This is a genomic window from Hymenobacter sp. BRD128 (assembly GCF_013256625.1).
Lineage (GTDB): Bacteria > Bacteroidota > Bacteroidia > Cytophagales > Hymenobacteraceae > Hymenobacter.
On the sequence record NZ_CP053908.1, the window covers coordinates 219,748 to 240,384 of the forward strand.

Annotated in this window: 10 protein-coding genes; 1 reads left to right on the forward strand and 9 read right to left on the reverse strand. The window is 61.9% G+C overall.

What is annotated here, in order from left to right; all coding sequences use genetic code 11:
- Nucleotide 1: 1 nt before the first annotated feature.
- From GKZ68_RS01150 to GKZ68_RS01170, 5 genes are all read right to left on the reverse strand, one after another.
- Nucleotides 2-1,012, reverse strand: a complete 1,011-nt coding sequence (locus tag GKZ68_RS01150) for a glycoside hydrolase family 43 protein (RefSeq protein WP_217275293.1) — start codon at nt 1,010-1,012, stop codon at nt 2-4.
- Between the two features lie 35 nt (nt 1,013-1,047).
- Nucleotides 1,048-2,604 (reverse strand): glycoside hydrolase, encoded by a 1,557-nt coding sequence (locus GKZ68_RS01155; RefSeq protein ID WP_173109944.1) that lies wholly within the window; start codon nt 2,602-2,604, stop codon nt 1,048-1,050.
- 97 nt (nt 2,605-2,701) lie between these two features.
- A complete protein-coding gene (locus GKZ68_RS01160) occupies nt 2,702-4,243 on the reverse strand; it encodes a RagB/SusD family nutrient uptake outer membrane protein (protein WP_173109946.1) in 1,542 nt (513 codons plus the stop codon).
- A 21-nt stretch (nt 4,244-4,264) separates the two neighbouring features.
- Complete coding sequence (locus GKZ68_RS01165; RefSeq protein WP_173109948.1) at nt 4,265-7,384, reverse strand: TonB-dependent receptor; 3,120 nt, start codon at nt 7,382-7,384, stop codon at nt 4,265-4,267.
- Nucleotides 7,385-7,660: 276 nt separating this feature from the next.
- Entirely contained in the window at nt 7,661-9,589 is a 1,929-nt protein-coding gene (locus GKZ68_RS01170) for a glycoside hydrolase family 35 protein (protein ID WP_173109950.1), read from the reverse strand.
- 274 nt (nt 9,590-9,863) lie between these two features.
- Here GKZ68_RS01170 and GKZ68_RS01175 point away from each other — a divergent pair, with 274 nt between their 5' ends.
- Nucleotides 9,864-14,156, forward strand: a complete 4,293-nt coding sequence (locus GKZ68_RS01175) for a response regulator (RefSeq protein ID WP_254244113.1) — start codon at nt 9,864-9,866, stop codon at nt 14,154-14,156.
- Nucleotides 14,157-14,366: 210 nt separating this feature from the next.
- Here GKZ68_RS01175 and GKZ68_RS01180 read toward each other — a convergent pair whose 3' ends face one another.
- The 4 genes from GKZ68_RS01180 to GKZ68_RS01195 form a co-directional block, all read right to left on the reverse strand.
- The gene (locus GKZ68_RS01180) at nt 14,367-15,551 is read right to left on the reverse strand and encodes an acetyl-CoA C-acyltransferase (protein WP_173109953.1); all 1,185 of its coding nucleotides are present in this window, start codon (nt 15,549-15,551) and stop codon (nt 14,367-14,369) included.
- A 78-nt stretch (nt 15,552-15,629) separates the two neighbouring features.
- The gene (locus tag GKZ68_RS01185; RefSeq protein WP_173109955.1) at nt 15,630-18,035 is read right to left on the reverse strand and encodes a 3-hydroxyacyl-CoA dehydrogenase/enoyl-CoA hydratase family protein; all 2,406 of its coding nucleotides are present in this window, start codon (nt 18,033-18,035) and stop codon (nt 15,630-15,632) included.
- Nucleotides 18,036-18,123: 88 nt separating this feature from the next.
- On the reverse strand, nt 18,124-18,600 hold the full coding sequence (locus GKZ68_RS01190; protein WP_173109957.1) for a MarR family winged helix-turn-helix transcriptional regulator: 477 nt from the start codon (nt 18,598-18,600) through the stop codon (nt 18,124-18,126).
- 194 nt (nt 18,601-18,794) lie between these two features.
- Nucleotides 18,795-20,597, reverse strand: coding sequence for a long-chain fatty acid--CoA ligase (locus tag GKZ68_RS01195; protein WP_367949192.1), 1,803 nt, complete (start codon nt 20,595-20,597; stop codon nt 18,795-18,797).
- Nucleotides 20,598-20,637: the final 40 nt, after the last annotated feature.

The window sequence follows — 20,637 nt, forward strand, 5'->3', positions numbered from 1 at the left end:
ATTAAGGCTGATAAGGTTTGCCCAGCACCAGCTTATTGCCCGACAAGTCGACTGCGAACAAGTGCGGCACGCGGTGGTAATTGCCTTTAATGTCCTGGTGGCTGTGCAGCACCAGCAGGTCCTGGCCTTCGAAGGTGCGGAATAGCATGCCGTGGCCGTAGTTGGGCGGCGTGATGGGGGTGGGCTCCTGCGTCCAGGGGCCGGCTAGGGTGCCGCTGGTCGAGTAGGCCACGCCCTGGGTGTACACGTCGTAAATCCAGCTGGTCCAGAGCATGCCGAGCTTCCCGGTTTTGGTGCGAAACACCCAGGGGCCGTCGGTCACCTTATTGGGGCGGGCGGGGCCGGTGCGCGGGTTTTCGCGGCTCCAGGGCGAGTCACTGGCCCGAAACAGAATTTGGCTAGGGCCGGTGGTGCCGCTCAGGTCGGGCTTGAGGGCGATTTTCTCTACCGTGCCATTCTGGTTTTGTACCCACTCGTGGCAGTAGAGCAGGTAAGGCTTCTGGGTTTCGACCCAAAATGTGCCGTCGAGCGTCGATTTAGTGGCCGGCAGGTACGTTTCGTCGCGCATGGGCCGGTAGGGGCCGGCGGCCTGGTCGCTCACCAGCACGTGCACGGCCCGTCGCTCCAGCGGACTGCCCTTGGCGGCGTCAATCTTGAGGGCGCTGTTGGTGAAGGTGGCGAAATAATAGTATTTGCCCTTATAGGGGTGAATTTCGGCGGCCCAAATCTGGGGCGCCGGGCCCATCCAGGAGGCGGGGTCGGGCTGGGCTACCTGGCTAGGGCCATCCCAGCGCTTCAGGTCTTTGCTCTGCCAGAGCAGCCCGCCGGTGCCCGTCATATAGTAGGTGTGCGTGCGTTGGTCGGCCAGAATAAACGGGTCGCTCAGCCGAATAGAATCGAGCGGCACATTCTTACGGCTAGGGGGTAGGGGCATTTGCTGGGCCAGCGCGGGCTGGCTGCCCAGCAGCAGGCCGCCCGCCAAAATCAACAAAAAGCGGTGCGTGAAGCGCATAGGTGGGAAAGGAAAATAGGAGTGGAAAAGGAGGGCTAGCGCAGCTCGCTCACCAGCGTGGTGATGGAGCGCGGCCCCACGTGCAGCACCGCGCCGGCCGGCACCGCCGGGCCGGGCTGCAAGTCACCGGTAGCCGAGGTGGTGAAGGGCTGGCTAGCCCCCAGCCGGCGGCCGGCCAGGGCCAGGCGTAGGTCGGTGGCCGCGTCGGCATCGTTCACGACTACCGTGATGAGCTGCCGGCCATTGGCGCTGCGGTAGGCCGACACCAGCGGCGCGCCGGGGCTAGCCGGTGCGCCATCGAGCTGCGCGGCTACGCGCACCGCGCCGGGGCGCACAAAGCGGCTGTAGTTGCCGAGCGCCCACAGCATTTTGCTGGGGTAGAAGTTGCCATCGGTCTTGTTTTTGTCGATGTACACCAGGCCGTCTTTGTAGTCGTAGGGCGAGATGGCTAGCCACCACTGCCAGGCGGCGGCGTTGGCCACGGCCAGGTCGGTATGGATGACGCGGGCCAGGTACAGGGCCGGGGCCATGCCCAGGTCGCGCGGACCGCCGTTGATTTCGCCCGCGTTGTCGCCCAGTATGCAGTATTCCGACTGCCAAAAATTAAGCTTGGGCACGCTCGCCATCCTAGCTGCCAGCTGCTGGCGCGTGGCCACGGCCTGCGCCTGGGGCGAGGTGGTGAAGTAGCTATGCCCCGCCATAATAGGTGCCACGCGGGGCGTGCCGCCCAGGTAGGTCGGCGCGGCCTTGTCGCCGAAGAAGGCGGCTATCTGGTCGCCGCGGCCCGGCTTGTCGGCAGTAATGAATAGATAGTCGAGCTTGCCGGCCTCGGCGACCAGAAGCTGGGTGGATAGCTTGGCTTTTACCAGGCTGGTGCTGAGCGCTTTGCTGATGCTCGTAATATCCTCGTTCTGAAAAGGCGTGCCTTCCTGGCCGCCGTCGCTCCAGTCCCACTGCGGCTCATTCACGGGGCTGAGGTAGGCGAAGGTGATGCCGGTTTTTTGGCGCACGCCTTCGAGTACGCGGGCGCAGTAGTCGGCTAGGGCCGCAAATTTCTCCGGGGCCAGGTTGGGCTGCTTGGCGGTGGCGTAGGCCTTGCCGTTGCGGGTCAGCGAAACGGGCGGGCTATTCAAGAAACCCAGAAACTGCGTCACGCCGCGCTGGCGGGCCGCCTCCATCAACCAGCGCTGGCCGGCCAGCCGGTTCCAGTCGTAGGTGCCGGCAGGCGTCAGAAACGACTCAGCTCGCCGCCACTCGTCCTTGATGCCGCTTGCCTCGCCCTGCTCGGCGCTGCCCGCACCCAGGTTCACGCGCCACAGCGAAAGGCCGATGCCCTTGGGCTGGCCGCTGAGCCTAGCCTCGGTGCTGAAGAGCAGGTCGGCAATGGCTTCTTTCTTGGCAGCTGGCCAATTGCCCACAAACTGGCCGGCCCAGGCATCGGAGGCGGCGAAGTTGGCGATGGTCTGGTAGGTTTTGGTGGCGTCGATGCGCACCGTGACCACGGCCGGCGCCGACTGGCTACGGGCCGGGCTAACCGCCAGCAGCGCCGCGCTCAGCGCCCAGCCAATGACGACTTGTGTTAACTGTCTCATAAGCAAAGCGGTATTCGAAAAGCCCCGCCCGGCTACCTGCGGGCAGGCAAACAGGCGGGGCTTGTCAGAAAAAGACTACGGATGGAAGGCTTCGGGATTAGTAGCCAGGGTTTTGGGTAACCGTGCCGCCCGAAAGCTGAATCTGGGGCGTCGGAATCGGAAACAGGTTATTGGTCGCCGAAATCTGGTCCTTCACCTTGCCCTTGTCGTAGGGGTCGGTACTGGTAAGCTGCGAGGCATTGAAGGCCTTCATGACCTCTACCAGGCGCTTCTGGCGCACGAGGTCGTAGTAGCGGTGGCCTTCCATGGCCAGCTCCAGGCGGCGCTCCAGCCAGATGTCGTTCAGCAGCTGCGTGCCGGCCGAGGCGCGGGGCAGTACTGTGCCGGGGCTCAGGCGGTTGGCGCGGGCGCGCACCAGGTTCAGCGAGGTCAGGGCTTTGGCATCCTGACCGAGCTTATTGGAGGCCTCGGCGTGCATCAGCAGCAGGTCGGCGTAGCGCAGCTCGATGCGGTTGAGGGGCGAATGGTCAAGCTCGTTGGCCGGGCGGTCGGCCAGCTGCAAAAACATCTTGCGGCTGATGCGACCCGACTCATTTTCCGCCGGCTTGGTGTCGTAGTTCGAGTAGTCGAAGCTGGCCGTTTTGGGCCCCACGTTGTCGCCCTGCTTGATGATGGTCCACTGGCGGCGCGGGTCGGTGCCGAAAGCCTGCTCCAGGTTGCTGCTCGGGGTGTTGAAGCCCCAGCCGCCGTCGGCGCGGCTGCGCATCACCACCGTGAGGGCGGTGCCGAGGCCGAAGGTCTGGTTGGCGTTGTAGTTGAGCTCAAAAATCGACTCGACGCCGTTGGGGTTGTTCACGCTCCACACGTTGCTGAAGTCGCCCAGGCTGTACTGGCCCGAGTTGATAACCGTTTCGGCGGCCGTCTGGGCCAGCGCCCACTGCTCGGTAAAGAGGTAGGCCTTGGCTAGGTAGGCGTTGGCGGCGCCTTTGGTGGCGCGGCCCTTGTCGGCGCTGGCGCGGGCGCTTTTCTCGGGCAGTACGGCGGCGGCGTCCTGAAAATCCTTGATAATCTGAGCGTAGCACTCGGCCGCCGAAGCGCGCTTGATGGTCAGCGACTCGCTCGGCGACACCGGCGTGAGCACCAGCGGCACGCCGCCGAAGCCTTTCACCAGCTCGAAGTAGTTGTAGGCCCGGATAAACTTCACCTCGCCAATCAATTGCTGCTGCAAGGAAGGGTCGATGGGCGCCTTGGCGATGCCCACCAGCGCGGCGTTGCAGTTGCCGATAGATTGGTAGATGTGGGTGTAGCGGTTGTCAAACCACTCGTTATTTGGCAGCCAGAAGAAGCGGGCGAAGTCGCCAAACTCGCGCTGGTCGCCGGCAATGGCGTTGCCCTTCCAGGCATCGTCCGAGCCGGCGTCGCCAAACATGCGGGTGCGGTCGATTTTCCACCAGCCATCCTGGTCGGCTAGGGCGTAGCAGCCCATCACGGCCGCCTTGCACTCGTCGGCGGTGGTGTAGTAGTTATCGGTTGTTTGCTGGCCCTGGGGCGAGATGTCGAGGAAGGTTTTGCACGACTGCACGCCCAGGCTCAAGCTCAGGCCCAGCGCCAGGGTAAAAATGCGGGGAAACGTTTTCATGATAAGGACGGGTGGGAAGGGTTAGAAGGCAATGTTGGCGCCCACCAGGTAGGTGCGCATGGTGGGGTAGTTGCCCAGGTCCACGCCCCGGTTGAGGGCCGACGAGCCATCGGTATATGAGCGGCCGTAGCCGATTTCGGGGTCCACGCCGCTGTATTTGGTGAAAGTGAATAGGTTCTGGCCGCTCACGTAGAGGCGCAGGCTAGCCATGTGCAGGGCGCTCACCATCTCCTTGCGGAAGGTGTAACCCACTTGCAGGTTGCGCACCCGGGCGTAGGAGCCGTCTTCCACATAGAAGTTGGAGAAGCGCGTCAGGTTCTGGTTGTTGTCCTGGGCCGTGATGCGGGGCACCGTGTTGGAGGTGCCGGCGCCGTGCCAGGCGATGTCTTCGAGGCCCGCGATTTTGTTGTAATTGTAGCTGCCCGAGTACCACCAGCCCTTATTGGCGTTCACCACGTCGTTGCCGAGGCTGCCCACCAGCGAGGCTTGCAGGTCAAAGCCCTTGTAGCCCAGGTTCAGGTTCACGCCGAAGGTCATTTTGGGCGTGGGGTTGCCGATGTACTGCTGGTCCTTGGCGTCAATTACGCCGTCGCCGTTGAGGTCGGCAAACTTGAAGTCGCCGGGCTTGGCGTTAGGCTGGATAAGCGCGCCGGCCGCCGACTTGTAGGCGTCAATATCGGCCTGGGTCTGGAAAATACCCTGGGTCTGGTAGCCGTAGAAGGCGCCCACGTAGCCGCCTTCTTCCGTCTTGGAAGGCCGGCCGAAGATGGGCGTATTGCCCGAGTACAGCGCCTGGCCGTTGGCTAGGGTACCGATGCGGCTGATGGCGCGGGTCGCGTTCACGCTCAGGCCGTAGGTGAAATCGCCCTTGCTTTCGGCGTAGCCCACCGTGAAGTCGAGGCCGTTGGTTTTCATGCTGCCGATGTTGGTCACCGGGCTGTTGTAGCCGTAGCCAGCGTGCGCCGGAATGGCCTGGAACATGAGCATGTCGGTGGTATTGCGCCGAAACACGTCGAAGGTGGCCGTCAGCTTATTCTGGAAAAAGCCGAAGTCCAGGCCCAGGTCGTAGTCTTCCACCGTTTCCCACTTCACGTTGGGGTTCGGCACGTTGCTCTGAATAACGGCCACTTGGGCCGCGCGGTCGTCGCCGGTCACGTAGTAGGTTTTCGAGAACGTGCCGGTGTAGGCGGCGTTGGTGAGGCTGCTGATGTTCTGGTTGCCCACGCGGCCCCAGCTGGCGCGCAGCTTCAGGAAGTTCAGGGTCTCGAACGACTTCATGAAATTCTCGTCGGTGATGAGCCAGCCTACCGACAGCGACGGGAAAGTGCCGTAGCGGTTGTTGGTCGGGAACACCGAAGCGCCGTCGCGGCGCACGCTGGCCGACAGCAGGTAGCGGCCCTTGTAGTCGTAGGTCACGCGCCCGATAAGCGAGGCAATGGTGTTTTCGTAGGTGCGGCCGGTGGCGTTGAAGGCCGCCGTGGCCGCGTCGGGGTAGCGCAGGCTAGGGTCGTTGCTGGGGATGGACTGCCCCGAGCCCGACAGCGGCCGGTTGCTGAACTTCTCGAACGTGGCCGCCGCCAGCGCCGTGAAGTTGTGGTTGCCGAGCGACTTATTATAAGTCAGCGTGTTGGTGTTGTTCCAGTAGAGGTTGATGTTGTGCTCGGTTGTCACCGTGTTCACTTGGTTGCGCTCGTTGGCGTCGATGGTGTAGAAGGGCGAGAAGGCGTTGCGCTCGTAGAAATTGGTGTTCGTGCCGAAGCGCGTTTCGGCCACCAGGCCGGGGATAAACTCATAGTTGGCGTACACGGTGCCCACCAGGAAATACTGATTGCGCTTGTCGTCGTTGCGCTCCACAAAGGCTAGCGGGTTGCCGATGTCGGTGGGCGAGGCGCCGTAGTTGTCGTAGGGGTTGCCCGTATTGTTGTTCACGCGGGGCGAGGTAATGGGGTCGTCGTTGAAGGCATCCCGGAACAAACTCCCGCTGCTGAGGTAGTTCTGGTTGGTCATCGACAGGTTCAGGTCCTGGCCCACCTTGAGGTGCTTGGTAGCCTGGTACTGGCTTTTCACGCGCAGCACGAGGCGGTCGAAGTCCGAGCCGCGCACCAGGCCGCGCTCCTTAAAGTAGCTCAGACCCGTGGAGTACAGTACCTTGTCGCTGCCACCCGAGAGGCCTAGCGAGTAGTTCTGCGTAATGCCGCGCTGCTTAATCTGGTCCCACCAGTTGGTGGTTTGGGTGTACTGGTCGGGGTTGGCGTACACGGCCGGCTGGCCCGAGTTGGCCGCTGCGGTGTTCATAATGCGGGCGTACTCGCTGGCCGAGGCCATGCTAGGCACCCGCGTGGGGTTCGACACCCCATACGTAGCATCGACCGTGATAACGGGCGCGCTCACCGTGCCGGCCTTGGTCGTAATCAGTACCACGCCATTGGCCGCCCGCGAGCCGTAGATGGCCGCCGAAGCCGCGTCTTTCAGCACCGTTAGGGTAGCTACATCTTTCGGGTTGAGGTAGTTGATGTCGTTCACCGGCAGGCCGTCGACCACGTAGAGCGGGCTGTTGCCGTTGATGGTCGAGATGCCGCGAATGAGAATCTGGGGCGTGGTGCCCGGCTCCGAGCCCGCGCCCACTACCGTTACGCCGGCCGCCTTGCCTTGCAGGGCCGAGCCCACGTCAGCTACCGTCAGCTTGGCTAGCTCCGCACCCTGCACCGTAGTTACGGCGTTGGTTACGGTGCGCTTTTCCTGCGAGCCGTAGCCGATAACCACGGCTTCGTCGAGGGCCTGCGCGGCCACGGTGAGGTTGACGGTTACGGTGGTGCGGTCGCCCACTGCCACCTCCTGGCGGTTGTAGCCCACCGACGAAACAACGAGTGTCGCGCCCGTGGTACCCGTCGGAATGCGGAGGGTAAAGCGGCCGTCGCCATCGGTCGTCGCGCCAATAGAGGTGCCTTTCAGCACGACCGTGACGCCGGGCAGGCCCGCGCCCTTCTCGTCGAGCACGGTACCCGTAATGGGCGTGTCGGCCACGGCCGAGCGCCGGGCAGGAGCAGGCTTGGCCACGTGGGCGGCGCCGGCGTTGGCAGGAGCAGCGGCCACCGCAAGCGGCAGCAAGGCCCCACAAAGGAGGATAGATTTTGCTTGCATAAGCAAGGAAATTATGCGGCAAGCCGAAGCCTGCCTGGGTGGGGAAAGTGAAATCAGGACAAGGAGCCAGCCCCCGGGGCTAGCCTCAAATAGCCGCCGCCAGGCTATTCGGAAGTGGTGTAAAATTACTGCCTACCCCTAAGCTAAAGGGCCCCCTTTTCGGGCGAAAAGGGGGCCAAAACCTGTCGTTAACCCCACTTTTATTAAAATCTCGACAAAAATGCAGCTGCGTATAGCTTTGTGCATTAACTACTTGCTGTAAAATGCCTAACAACTCTAGGGTTGCAGCGTGCCGCCGGGGCGCAACTCACTCAGGATGGAATGGTCGAGGAAGGAGAGGGTGCTTTGCTGAGGCTTCAGCAGCTCCAAAACGGTGATGGTATTCTGGCCTTGCTTGAGCCATTCGGCCGGTACGTACAGTGTTTGCTGCGGGCCGATGGCCCAGTAGCGGCCCAGGTTGTGGCCGTTCACCCACACCACGCCCTTGCCCCACTGGCGCAGGTCGATATAGGTGTCGGTGGGGCTAGCCACGGTGAAGGTGGCCGTGCGCAAAGCCGGGCCGCTGCTGGCCACCAAGTTCTTGGCGTTGGCGCCGGCTAGGGTAGGAGCCCGGTCGAAAGGCAGGCCAAACTGCTGCCAGCCGGTGAGCTCCTTGCCGCCCAAGGTCACGCGCTTGGTAATGCCCTTGGTGTTTTGCAGCAGGTATTCGCCGAAGTTGACGCGGCCCAGGTTTTCGACCAGAATATCGAGCTGCACCGGGCCGGCGGGTAGTTTCACGAGCAGGCTGTCTTGGCGCTCGCGCCGGTCGAGGGTGCCCACGCGCTGGCCATTGACCATGACTACGGCGTAGTCTCGCAGGTCGCGCAGCTTCAGGGTCTGGGTTTTGCCACCGGCCACGGTAGTGCGGTAGAGCACGAAGCCGTAGGCCTGCTTGAGGTTTTCAAACGTGAGTGGCTTCTGGCTAGCCACTGGCTTGGGCAGCTGGGCCAGCAGGCTGGCGCTTTGCGTGAGCTGCACGGCGGGCAGGGCCACGCTGGGCTTGGCGGCGGGCACGGCGGGTAGGGCCGGGGCACCGGCGGGCCGGTATTTAGCAATGACCTCGCGGAAGGCCCGGAATTTAGCCGTCGGGTTGCCGGCCTCGTCGAGGGGCGCGTCGTAGTCGTAGCTACTCACCTGGGGCTCGTAGTGCGAAGTATCGCCCTTGAAATTAGCCCCATTCAGAAAGCCGCGCGTGGTGCCGCCGTGAAACATGTACATGTTGATGCTCATGCCGGCGCGCAGCACCGAGTCGAGGCCTGGCGTGTAGCGGGCGGCGGGCACCGTGTGGTGGGGGGCGCCCCACCAGTCAAACCACGCCGGGTACCACTCGGCCACGTAGTAGGGCCCTTTGCCGCCGTGGTTGGTGTTCACGAGCTGGCGAACCTGGTTAGGCTTGTCGGTGCCGTTCACGGCGGGCAGCAGGCCATCGAGGTGGCCTTTGGCCACGTCGGCCACCGGGTCGCAGGTGTAGAGTAGGCCGTCGAAGCCCGCGTTGATGAACAGCTGCTTGTTCTGGGCCAAGTACTGTTTATCAGCGCCATACGAGCCGTATTCGTTCTCGACCTGCACCATCAGCACCGGCCCGCCGTGGTTGACTTGCAGCGGGGCCAGCTGCTTGCCCACGGCCTGCAGGTAGCGGGTGTAGGCGGCGATGTACTGCGGCTCCTGGCTGCGCACCTTCAGGCCGGGCACATTCTGGAGCCAGTAGGGGTAGCCGCCAAATTCCCACTCGGCGCACACGTAGGGGCTGGGGCGCAAAATCACCCAGAGACCTTCTTCCTGGGCCATCTTCACGAAAGCGGCCACGTCGTTGTTGCCCGTGAAGTCGTAGTGGCCCGGCTGGGGCTCGTGCACGTTCCAGAATACGTAGGTACCGATGGTATTCAGGCCCATGGCCTTGGCCATCTTGAGGCGACTGCGCCACGCCTCGCGCGGAATGCGGGGGTAGTGCAGCTCGCCCGATATCAGCTGCAAAGGCTGGCCATCGAGTAAAAACTGGTTGGGACCCAGCGCGAACGTGTGCGCCGGGGCCGGGGCGTGGCGGGGTGCCGGCTTGGATTTAGCTTTGGCGGGCGGCTCGGGAGCGGTGAAACCAGCCAGGCCACCCACGAGGCCGGCCGCGGCCAGCAGGTGAGGCAGGTGCCGAGAGTAATGGATTTTGGGCATGAGAAGGGGAGGGGTGGGAAGGGCTAGGCCGAGTGATTGCCTGTGGCCGGGCTGGTCGCCGCGGCGCTGAAGCGCAGTAAGCAACTGCTTGTTTAGCAAGACAAAAGTAGAAGGCTTCAGTGCGTGCAAGAGGGTATTTTCTCGTCAAAAAGCGCCCTCAAATCTTCGCTGGTCTTCTTGCCGGGCAGTAAGGCTCCTTGCTGGCTGGCTGGTTTTTAACTTAGCTTTAGTAAATGGTTGCCGCTACTTCGGGCGGCATTTAGCGCTTTTTTCCGTGCAGCGACTAACAGGTTTTGGGGGGGCGTGGCCGTGGGTTGTGCTGGTATGGGCAGCTCTGTTAGCCCCCGCCGCCTGGGCCCAGGATGCCGCGCCCGGCGAGTTTCGGTTTGAGCACATCTCCGTCGATGAAGGCCTCTCCCACAGCGATGCCATGGCTGTGGCCCAGGACCACGCTGGCTTCATCTGGATTGGGACTAACCGGGGCCTAAACCGCTACGACGGCTATGCGCTCAAGCAGTACCTGCTGCCCGTGAACCCGCGCAATGGCTTATCGAGCAACCGCATTACGGCGCTGCTGCTGGCCCCCGACCAGCGCTTGTGGGTGGGCGCCGAGGGCTCGGGCCTGAGTTTCTACGACGCTGCCCACGACGCCTTTGCCCGCCTCGATGGCCAGGCGCTGCCCGCCGCCTACCGTGCGACGGCCGACCAGCTGGCTAAGAGCGACGTGACTGCTCTCTCGGCCGACGGCCAGCACCGCCTGTGGGTGGGCACTGCTCGCGACGGCCTGTTTGTGCTGCGCTTCGATGCTAGCGGGCAGCTGCTGGCTCTGCATCAGCTACCGGCCACCGTTCCCGGCCGGCCGTCGCTAGCCCGCATTTCGGGCCTGGCCTACGATGCAGAGGGCAACCTGTGGGTGGGCGCGCTGGAGGCCGGGCTACTGGTGCTGCGCGCCAACGAACCCGGCTGGCCGGTGCTGCCCACGGTGCTGGCCGGCAACCGCGTGAGCGCGCTGCACCTCGACCGCCGGGGCGACCTGTGGGTGGGCGCCGAGCGCACGCTATTTTGGGTATCGGCCGCCAGCCGCCGCACCCGGCAGGCGCTGGTGCCCTACGCGCTGCCGCACCGTTACTCGCGTATTCAGGCGCTGCGCCTCGACTCGTTTGGGCGGCTTTGGGCGGGTACGCTGCAGGGGCTGTACGTGTGGGAGGCCGGGGCCGTGACGGCTGCCGCGCCGCCGCTGCAACCCACGCCCACCCGGTTTTTGCCCCGCGACGGCCAGCCCCACAGCATTAACTCGGAGCGCGTGCACCAGCTCTTCGAGGATGGCCACCAGGTAATGTGGCTAGGGGCATCCTCGGGCGGCCTGAATAAGGTAGACCTACGCCAGCGGGCCTTCGGCCGCCTGCGCCACCAGCTCACGGGGCAGGCGGCGCTCAACAATGCCAATAACTACGTCAACGCCATTTATAAGGAAGAAGCCACCCATACGCTGTGGTTTGGCACCCGCAACGGCGTATCGGCCTACGACCTGACCCGGCACAACTACCGCACGTATTTCAGCCAGCCGGCCGATACCGTGCGCGGCATCGATGCGGCCACCATCTTTCATGCGGCCGACGGCACACTCTGGTTTGGCACCCGCGACCACGGCCTGCTAGCCCTGCGGCGGCCGGGCGGGCAAGAGAAATTCACGACTTACCGCCAACTACCCGGCGGCTTCGACCTCAGCAGCACCAGCCTCGAGCACCTGGCCCAGGACGGCCAGGGTACCTTGTGGATAGCCACCTTCTCGAAGGGCCTGCTGCGCTTCAGCGCCGATGGCCAGCGCCTGCTAGGCCACTACGACCGGGCCACGGCCCACCTGCCCACCGACCAGTTTACGTACCTGCTCTACGACGCCCCGCGCAACGTGCTGTGGGCCAGCACCCGCGACGCGGGCCTACTCAAATTGCGGCCCACCGCCGACTCGCTGCAGCTGCTGGCGCAGTTCAAGTACGCGCCCGGCCTGCCCAATAGCCTGCGCGTCAACTATGTGTGGCCGCTGCTGCTGGGCGAGCAGGGCGCCCTGTGGATAGGAACCATTGGCGGCGGGCTGCACCAGCTTACCACCGATGCCCAAGGCCACGATGCGGTGCGGTCCTTCAGCCAGGCGCTGCCCGAAACCGACGTGGAAAGCCTGCTGCCCGACGATGCGGGCAATATCTGGGTGGGCGGCACGGGCCTCTACCGCTTCACGCCCGCCACCCGCCGCTACCTGCGCTACGATGTGGCCGACGGCCTGCAAAGCAACTCGTTCAAGATTGGGTCGGCGGCTAGGGGGGCCGATGGCACGCTCTATTTTGGGGGCGTCAACGGCATTACGTATTTTCAGCCGGCTGCTATCCAGGTCAATCCTTATCCGCCGGTAGTGCAGCTCACGGGGCTGCGCATTGCCAACCAGCCGGTGGCCGTGGGGCGGCCTTTCAATGGCCGCCTGGTGCTGACGGGGCCGTTGTCGCAGCCCCAGACGGTTACGATTAGGCCTTCGGAAAACGACTTTTCGGTTGATTTCGTAGCGCTTAATTATACCAATCCGCAGAAGGACCGCTACGCCTACCGCCTGCTGGGCTATAACGACGAATGGATATATCCCGGTCCCGGCCAGCGCACGGCTAGCTTCACCAACCTGCCGCCCGGCCGCTACACCTTGCAAGTAAAAGCCGACAACGGCGAAGGCGTGTGGGCCAAGGCGCCGGCCACCATGAACTTTGAGGTGCTGGCGCCGTGGTATAAAACCTGGTGGGCCTACCTACTCTACGCCGCCGCCCTGGTGGGCGCGGGAGCCCTGTACCGACACTTCGAGATGGCCCAACAAGAGCTAAAAAATAAGCTCGTGCTGGAGCAATTCCAAACCGAAAAGGAGAAGGAATTGACCAACCTCAAGCTAGGCTTCTTCACCAACGTGAGCCACGAGCTGCGCACGCCGCTCACCCTTATCCTGGGGCCGATGGAAGAGATAATCGGCGCCCACGGCCCCGTGAGTGGCCTGCGCGACAAGGTGCTACTCATGCACAAGCAAACGCGCAAGCTGCTCGACCTGGTCAATCAGCTGCTCGACTTCCGTAAGGTTGAAACCGGCCATGTGCCGCTGCGCGCCAGCGCCGGCAACGCCGTGCAGTTCCTGACGGAGCTGTTCGAGGTATTCAGGCAAAAAGCCGCGGAGCGTCGCCTTACCTACACCCTCGACGTGCCCGCCGAGCCGGTGCCGCTGTATTTCGACCGCAGCAAGCTCGAAATCATCCTCACTAATCTATTAACCAATGCCTTTAAATACACGCCCGAAGGCGGCCAAATTACCCTAGCGGCCACGGTAGTGGGTAGCCCCGGCAGCGAGGCCGTATTCCAAAACGACCAGCTAGCGGGCAATTTCTTAGAAATAAGCGTGGTCGATACCGGCGTCGGTATTCAGGCCAATGAGCTGGCGCACATCTTCGACCCCTACTATCAGGCCTCGCACACCGACACGCTGCGCATGACGGGTACCGGCATCGGGCTTTCGCTAGTGCGGCAATTCGCTGCGCGCCATCGCGGTATTATTCAGGTGGAGAGCGTAGTAGGAACGGGCACTACGTTCCGGCTGCGGCTGCCCTTCGGCCATGCGCACTTGCAGCCCGGCGACCTGCTGCCCGAAACTGACCAGCCCGCCCTGGCTGAAGCCGCGCCCGACCTCGACCCCACTGCGCTAGCCCTTACCAACGAGCCACTGACCCTGGCTAGCCTGCCCCGTCTGCTGGTGGTGGAGGACAACGACGAGGTGAGCCAGTACTTGCAGCAATTATTCGCCGCCGACTTCGAGGTGACCGCCGCCGCCGATGGCCTCGAAGGCTGGGAAAAAACCCTGGCCCAACTGCCCGACCTCATTATCTCCGACGTGATGATGCCGCGCAGCGACGGCCTGGAGCTGTGCCGCAAGCTCAAGCAGCACCCCAAAACGGCCCACATCCCGGTGCTGCTGCTCACGGCCCGCACCGCCGCCCTGCACGAGGTAGAGGGCCTCGGCCTCGGCGCCGACGACTACGTGAGCAAGCCGTTCAACCCCCAGGTGCTGCAAGCCAAAGCCGCCGCCCTGCTGCGCAATCGCAGTAAGCTGCGCGAATACTACCAGCGCCAGCTGCTGCTCGAACCCACTGAAATCGTTATCGCCGATGCCGACCGTACCTTCCTGGAGCAGGCCATGCGCGCCGTAGAGCAGCACCTCGACGACCCGGCCTTCGGCGTGCAGGTGCTAGCCAGCGACTTGTGCATGAGCCAGTCGGTGCTCTACCGCCGCATCAAGCAGATTACCGGCCAAACTACCGTCGAGTTTATTCGCGATGTGCGCATGAAGCGGGCTGCCCAGCTGCTCACCCACAGCCAGCTGCGCATCACCGAAATCGCCTTTCAGGTCGGCGTGGAAAATGTAAAATACTTCCGCAAGACGTTCCAGAAAATTTACGGCATGGCCCCGTCCGAATATGCCAAGCAGCACCGGCCCGACCGCGGCGCCGCCCTGGCAATCGACGCCGATGCGCTGGAAATGGATTCGTAAGCAGTCCAGAATATAACGTCCGTCATGCTGAGCCTGCCGAAGCATCTTGCCTAGGGTGGCTAGTCACTAATACGAGCAGGATACTTCGGCAAGATCAGTATGGTAAGTACTTGATTATGAAGTAGATTTGAATGAAATTGGGCCAGGAATTCACGCAGCTTATACGTGAATTCCTGGCCCAAACTGGCTAGCTAGCCCACGACGATAGGCTTATTTCAGCAACTCATAAATCCCCGCCACGCCCTGGCCGCCGCCCACGCAGGCCGTCACTAGGCCGTATTTCTGGCCCCGGTCGCGCAATTCATCAAAGAGTTGAATGGAGAGCTTGGCGCCCGAGCAGCCCAGCGGGTGGCCTAGCGCGATGGCGCCGCCGTTCACGTTCAGCTTCTCGGTATTGATACCCAGCTCGCGCACCACGGCCAGCGACTGCGAGGCGAAGGCTTCATTCAACTCAATCAGGTCGAGGTCGTCGAGCTTCATGCCGGCCTGGCGCAAGGCCTTGGGCACGGCGGCAATCGGCCCCATGCCCATAATGCGCGGGTCCACGCCCTCGGTGGCGTAGGTGACCATGCGGGCAATGGGCTCCAGGTTCAGCTCCTTTACCATGCGCTCGCTCATCACGAGCACGAAGGCCGCGCCATCGGAGGTTTGCGAAGAATTACCGGCCGTTACGCTGCCGGTAGCCGAAAATACGGGGCGCAGCTTGGCCAAGGCTTCGATAGAGGTGTCGGCGCGCGGCCCCTCGTCGGTATCTACTACGTAAGAGCGGTTTTTCTTCTTGCCGGTGGCCTGGTCGAGGTAGGTTTCCTCTACCGTAATCGGCACGATGCTTTTCTTAAACTTGCCCTCGGCGATGGCTTTGATAGCCTTCTGGTGCGAATTGTAGGAAAACTCGTCCTGGTCCTGGCGGCTGATTTTGTAGTCGTTGGCGACGGCTTCGGCCGTGAGGCCCATGCCCATGTAGTAGTCGGGGTGCTCGGTAGCGAGCTTGTAGTTGGGCACGGTTTTCCAGCCCACGGTGGGCACCATACTCATGCTTTCGGTGCCGCCCGCGATGATGCACTCGGCCATGCCGGCCGTTATTTTGCCCACCGCCATCGCGATGGTTTCCACGCCCGAGCCGCAGTAGCGGTTCACGATGAGGCCGGGTACGTTGATGGGTAGGGCTAGCAGCGAAATGAGGCGGCCCATTTGCAGGCCCTGCTCGGCTTCGGGCACGGCGTTGCCCACGATGACGTCATCGACGCGGCTAGGGTCGAGGGCGGGCACCGACTTCACGAGGTGCTTGATAACCTCGGCGGCTAGGTCGTCGGGGCGGGTGAAGCGGAAGACGCCCCGGGGCGCTTTGCCAACGGCCGTGCGGTAGCCGGCCACGATATATGCGGTATTAGCCATGATACTAAGGGTGGGATTTTTCGCACGGAGTTTTCTCAGTGAAACTCCTGGTGTCTCCTTTAACTCCGTGCTAAATAATTAATTACGCAACGGCTTGCCAGTAGTGAGAATCGACTGAATCCGCTCCAACGTCTTGCGCTCACCACACAGTGAGAGGAACGCCTCGCGCTCCAAATCCAGCAGGTACTGCTCGCTCACCTCGGTAGGAGAGGAGAGGTCGCCGCCGCACATCACGTAGGCTAGCTTATCGGCGATTTTCTGGTCGTGCTCCGAAATGTACTTGCCCTCTTTCATGGCATACACGCCAGTTTTGAACATGGCCAGCGCGCCCTTGCCGTGCACCTTGATGTTGGTTTTCTGGCTGGGCTGCGAGTAGCCGGCATCGGCTAGCTCAATGGCGGCGGCCTTAGCCTGGGCAATCACGCGGCTCGGGTTCACCACAATCTCGTCGCCCCGGCGCAGGAAACCCAGGTCAAACGCCTCGGCCGCCGAGGTCGAAACCTTGGCCGTGCTGATGGTCATGTACGTGTTGCGCAGCAGGTTAAACTCCGGCTCACCTTCCTCGTACTTGGCCGCCGTGCGCAGGGTCATCTCCTTGGTGCCGCCGCCGCCGGGTATCAAGCCCACGCCAAACTCGACGAGGCCGATGTACGCCTCGGCCGAGGCCACCACGCGGTCGCAGTGCAGGTTCAGCTCGCAGCCGCCCCCCAGCGTGAGGCCGTGCGGCGTGCCCACCACCGGAATACTGCTGTAGCGCATCCGCATCATGGCCTGCTGAAACTGCTGAATCATCATATTCAGCTCGTCAAACTCCTGCTCCAGCGCCTGCATATACACGAGGCCGAGGTTGGCGCCGGCCGAGAAGTTCGGCGCGTCGTTGCCCACCACGAGGCCGCGGTAACCAGCTTCGGCCATCTCCACGCCCTTCAGCAAACCCTGAATAACGTCGGTGCCCAGCGAATTCATCTTGGAGTGAAACTCCACGTTCAAAATCCCGTCGCCCAGGTCGATAACCGAGGCACCCGCGTTCTTCCACAGCACCTTGCCGCTGGCCCGCAGGTTGTCGAGAATAATGAAATTCTCCACGCCCGCCACCGGCTGATACTGCTGGCTTTCCTTAGCATAAAACTTGCGCACGCCGTTCTCCACCTTGTAAAAGGTCTGGTTGCCAGCGGCTAGCATTTCCTCTACCCACGGCGCTACCGTGCGCCCGGCGGCCTTGGCTAGGTCGATGCCCGCCTGCACGCCCAGCGCGTCCCAGGTTTCAAACGGCCCCAGCTCCCAGCCGAAGCCAGCGCGCAGCGCGTCGTCAATCTTGTAGAGCTGGTCCGCAATTTCGGGCACGCGGTTGCTCACGTAGGCAAACAAGCTGCCGAAGCTCAGGCGGTAAAACTCGCCCGCCTTGTCTTTGCCCGTGACCAATATTTTGAAGCGGTCGGCCAGCTTATCAATGCTCTTGGTTAGCTCCAGCGTGGCAAACTTTACCTTCTGGCTAGGCTTATATTCCAGCGTATTAAGGTCCAGCGCGTGAATTTCCGACTTGCCGCCCTCACCCTTTACCTTTTTGTAGAAGCCCTGGCCAGTCTTGTCGCCCAGCCATTTGTTCTCGCCCATTTTCTTTACAAAATCAGGCAGTACGAACACGTCTTTGGCCTCGTCGTCGGGCAGGCCCTGGGCTAGCCCGTTGGCCACGTTGATGGTCGTATCCAGGCCCACCACGTCGGAAGTGCGCAGCGTGGCCGACTTCGCGTGGCCGATAACCGGGCCGGTTAGCTTATCGGTTTCTTCCACCGTCAGGCCCAGCTTCTGCATGGTCTGCATCGCGTCGAGCAGGGCAAATACACCCACGCGGTTGGCAATGAAGCCCGGCGTATCCTTGGCTAGCACCACCGTTTTGCCCAGGTACAAGTCGCCGTAGTGCAGCAGAAAATCAACCACTTCCGGCTTGGTTTCCGGCGTCGGAATAATCTCCAGCAGCTTCAGATAGCGCGGCGGGTTGAAGAAGTGCGTGCCCGCGAAATGCTCCTTGAAATCCTGCGAGCGCCCTTCGGCCAGTAAGTGAATCGGGATGCCCGAGGTGTTGCTCGTAATGAGCGTGCCCTGCTTGCGAAACTGCTCTACGCGCTCATACAAGCTCTTTTTAATGTCGAGCCGCTCCACCACGACCTCAATCACCCAGTCGCAGGTCGCGATTTCCTTCAGATTATCATCGAAGTTGCCGGTCTTGATACGGCTAGCCTCGCTCTTGCGGTACAGGGGCGAAGGGTTGGCCACCACGGCTGCTTGCAACGCGCTGTTTACGATGCGGTTGCGCACGGCGGGCGCGTCCAGCTTGAGGCCTTTCTTCTCCTCGTCGGCCGTCAGTTCCTTGGGCGCGATGTCGAGCAGCAGCACCGGCACGCCGATGTTGGCAAAGTGGCAGGCAATGCGCGAGCCCATCACGCCCGAGCCCAGCACGGCAACTTTCTTGATTATGCGTTTCATATAAAGTAGCGCGGGCGTTGTAGCCCGCGTTGGGTGGGATATTCTATTTTCAGGCGAACGCAACGCGGACTACAACGTCCGCGCTACATTAGGCCGACGCCTCTTTGCGCAGCGGCTTCAGCTCAAAATCGTCGAAAAGCGTTTTGCCCTCAATCATGCTCGTAATCTGGCTAGCCACTTTAAAGAAGCTGTCGAGCTGATTTTGCGGAATTTTCTCGCGCACCTTCAGGTTGAAGTGCCGCACCGTCTGGCGCGAAATCTCCTTTTTCTCCAGCCCTAGCTCGGTCAGGAAGATGCGCACCGAGCGCTTATCCTGCGTATCGGCTTGCTTGTAAATCAGCCCTTTCTCCTCCATGCTGCGCAAAATGCGCGTGAGCGAGCGGGTTTCGAGGCCCAGCAGCGGCGCAATTTTGGTGGCCGGGGTGCCCAGCTCCTGGTCGATATTGAGCAGCACGAAGCCGATGCTCGTGGTGATGTCGTAGCGGGCTGCCTGCGTGTTATACATGCGCGAAATGGCGTGCCAGGCTACCTTAATGTTGTAATCGACGGTTTCTTCGGGTTTCATATCGCGGTGAAAGTGCGGTAAACATACGAAGAAATTTGTTAGGCTTGCATACTAGTTCAAGCCATTTATAAAAAGAACGAACGTCCTGCTGAGCTTGTCGAAGCACCTCGCCCGCGCCGCTAGGGTCACTTTCCTAATGGCGCGGGCGAGATGCTTCGACAAGCTCAGCAGGACGTTCTTTTGGCGCAGGCGGTTTATTTATACAGCCCCTCGATAGCCGGCTTATTATTCTCCGTGATGACTTTGCGCTTCACCTTCATGGTGGGCGTCATTTCGCCGGTTTCCACGGTCCACTGCTCGGGCAGCAGCACCGTCTTCTTTACCTGCTCCCACTGCGCGAAACCCTGGTTATACTTCGCCACCAGGTCGTGGTAGAGCTTCACCACCTGCTCGTCCTTCACCAGGTCAGCGTTCGATTTGGCAGCTACACCATGCTGGCTAGCCCACTTCTTGAGCTCATCAAAGGCCGGCACGATGAGCGCGCCCGGAAACTTCTGGTCGGCGCCCACCACCATCATCTGCTCGATGAGCGGGTCTTCTTTCATCTTATTTTCAATAACTTGCGGGGCAATATATTTGCCGCCGCTCGTCTTGAACATCTCCTTCTTGCGGTCGGTAATCTTCAAAAAGCGGCCATTCACAAACTCGCCAATGTCGCCGGTGTGAAACCAGCCGTCCTTATCAATAGCCTCGGCCGTGAGCTCGGGCTTGTTGTAGTAGCCCTTCATCACGGAAGCCGATTTGGTCAGAATCTCGCCATCGGGCGCAATTTTAACTTCCATGTTGTCGATGAGCGGGCCCACCGCGCCAATCATATTATTCTCGCGCTCGTAGCCGTTTACCGCAATTACGGGCGAGGTCTCGGTAAGCCCGTAGCCCTCCATCACCCGGATGCCGGCGGCCCAGAACACGCGGGCTAGCCGGGGCTGCAGGGCGCCGCCGCCGCTCACGATGCAGCGCAGGTTGCCGCCCAACGCCTCACGCCACTTGTTGAAGATGAGCTTGTTGGCCAGGGCCAGCTCGGTATTGTACACAAAGCCCTGGTCCTTCTGGGTATCGTATTGCAAGCCCAGGTCCAGGGCCCAAAAAAAGAGCTTGTGCTTAATGCCGGTTTGCTCATGGCCCCTGGCCACGATGCGGTCGTATACTTTTTCCAGCAGGCGCGGCACGGTGGTGAAGATGCTCGGGTGCACTTCGCGCAGGTTGTCGGCGATGGTTTCCATGCTCTCGGCGTAGTAGATGCTCACGCCGTGAATCATGTACAGATACGTCACCATGCGCTCAAATATGTGGCACAACGGCAAAAAGCTCAAGGCCTTATCATCTTTGCCCACGGGTACGTAGCGCGCCGAGCCGCGGCAGTTGCTCAGAATATTGTCGTGGCTGAGCATCACGCCCTTAGGCGCACCGGTGGTGCCGCTGGTATAAATGAGCGTGAGCAGGTCGTCGGGCTGCACGGCGGCTTTGAGCGGCTCCAGGTCGGCGGGGTTGCCCTGGCGGCCCAGCTCCAGCAACTCGCCGAAGTGGCGGGCGCCCGCTACTTTATCAAACGTAAAAACGTTCTCGGCTGGAATATTGAGCCCCGCCGTCGCTTCCTTCACCTTGTCAAACAAGTGCTTGTCGGCCACGAACACGGCCCGCACCCCGGCATCAGTGAAAATGTATTTATAATCTTCAACCGTAATGCTCGGGTACATGGGCACGCTGGTGCCGCCAATCTGGGCAATGCCGAAGTCTGCCAGCAGCCACTCGGGCCGGTTCATGCTGATAATGGCGACCTTATCATTTCTTTGCAGCCCCAGCTTGAGCAAACCCAGGCTCACCTGGTTGGCCTGGTCCTGCACCTGCTGGCTGCTGAGCGGCTCGTAACGGCCGTTGATTTTGGCCGCTAGGGAGTCGGGTTTGGGAAACTTCTCGAGTTGATTAGTGAGAATATCGAAGGAGCGGCGGACGTCCATAAGGCGAGGCGAGGTGCGGTCGGCGTGGGAATAAGGCACTAAAGAAACAGGATTTTCGGCGAAATCCTTTCGCACAGCG

Coding starts and splice junctions, on each gene's coding strand:
- GKZ68_RS01170 (WP_173109950.1), bottom strand. CDS start 9,589: ATGCCCAAAATCCATTACTCTCGGCACCTGCCTCACCTGCTGGCCGCG.
- GKZ68_RS01150 (WP_217275293.1), bottom strand. CDS start 1,012: ATGCGCTTCACGCACCGCTTTTTGTTGATTTTGGCGGGCGGCCTGCTG.
- GKZ68_RS01160 (WP_173109946.1), bottom strand. CDS start 4,243: ATGAAAACGTTTCCCCGCATTTTTACCCTGGCGCTGGGCCTGAGCTTG.
- GKZ68_RS01185 (WP_173109955.1), bottom strand. CDS start 18,035: ATGAAACGCATAATCAAGAAAGTTGCCGTGCTGGGCTCGGGCGTGATG.
- GKZ68_RS01180 (WP_173109953.1), bottom strand. CDS start 15,551: ATGGCTAATACCGCATATATCGTGGCCGGCTACCGCACGGCCGTTGGC.
- GKZ68_RS01155 (WP_173109944.1), bottom strand. CDS start 2,604: ATGAGACAGTTAACACAAGTCGTCATTGGCTGGGCGCTGAGCGCGGCG.
- GKZ68_RS01190 (WP_173109957.1), bottom strand. CDS start 18,600: ATGAAACCCGAAGAAACCGTCGATTACAACATTAAGGTAGCCTGGCAC.
- GKZ68_RS01165 (WP_173109948.1), bottom strand. CDS start 7,384: ATGCAAGCAAAATCTATCCTCCTTTGTGGGGCCTTGCTGCCGCTTGCG.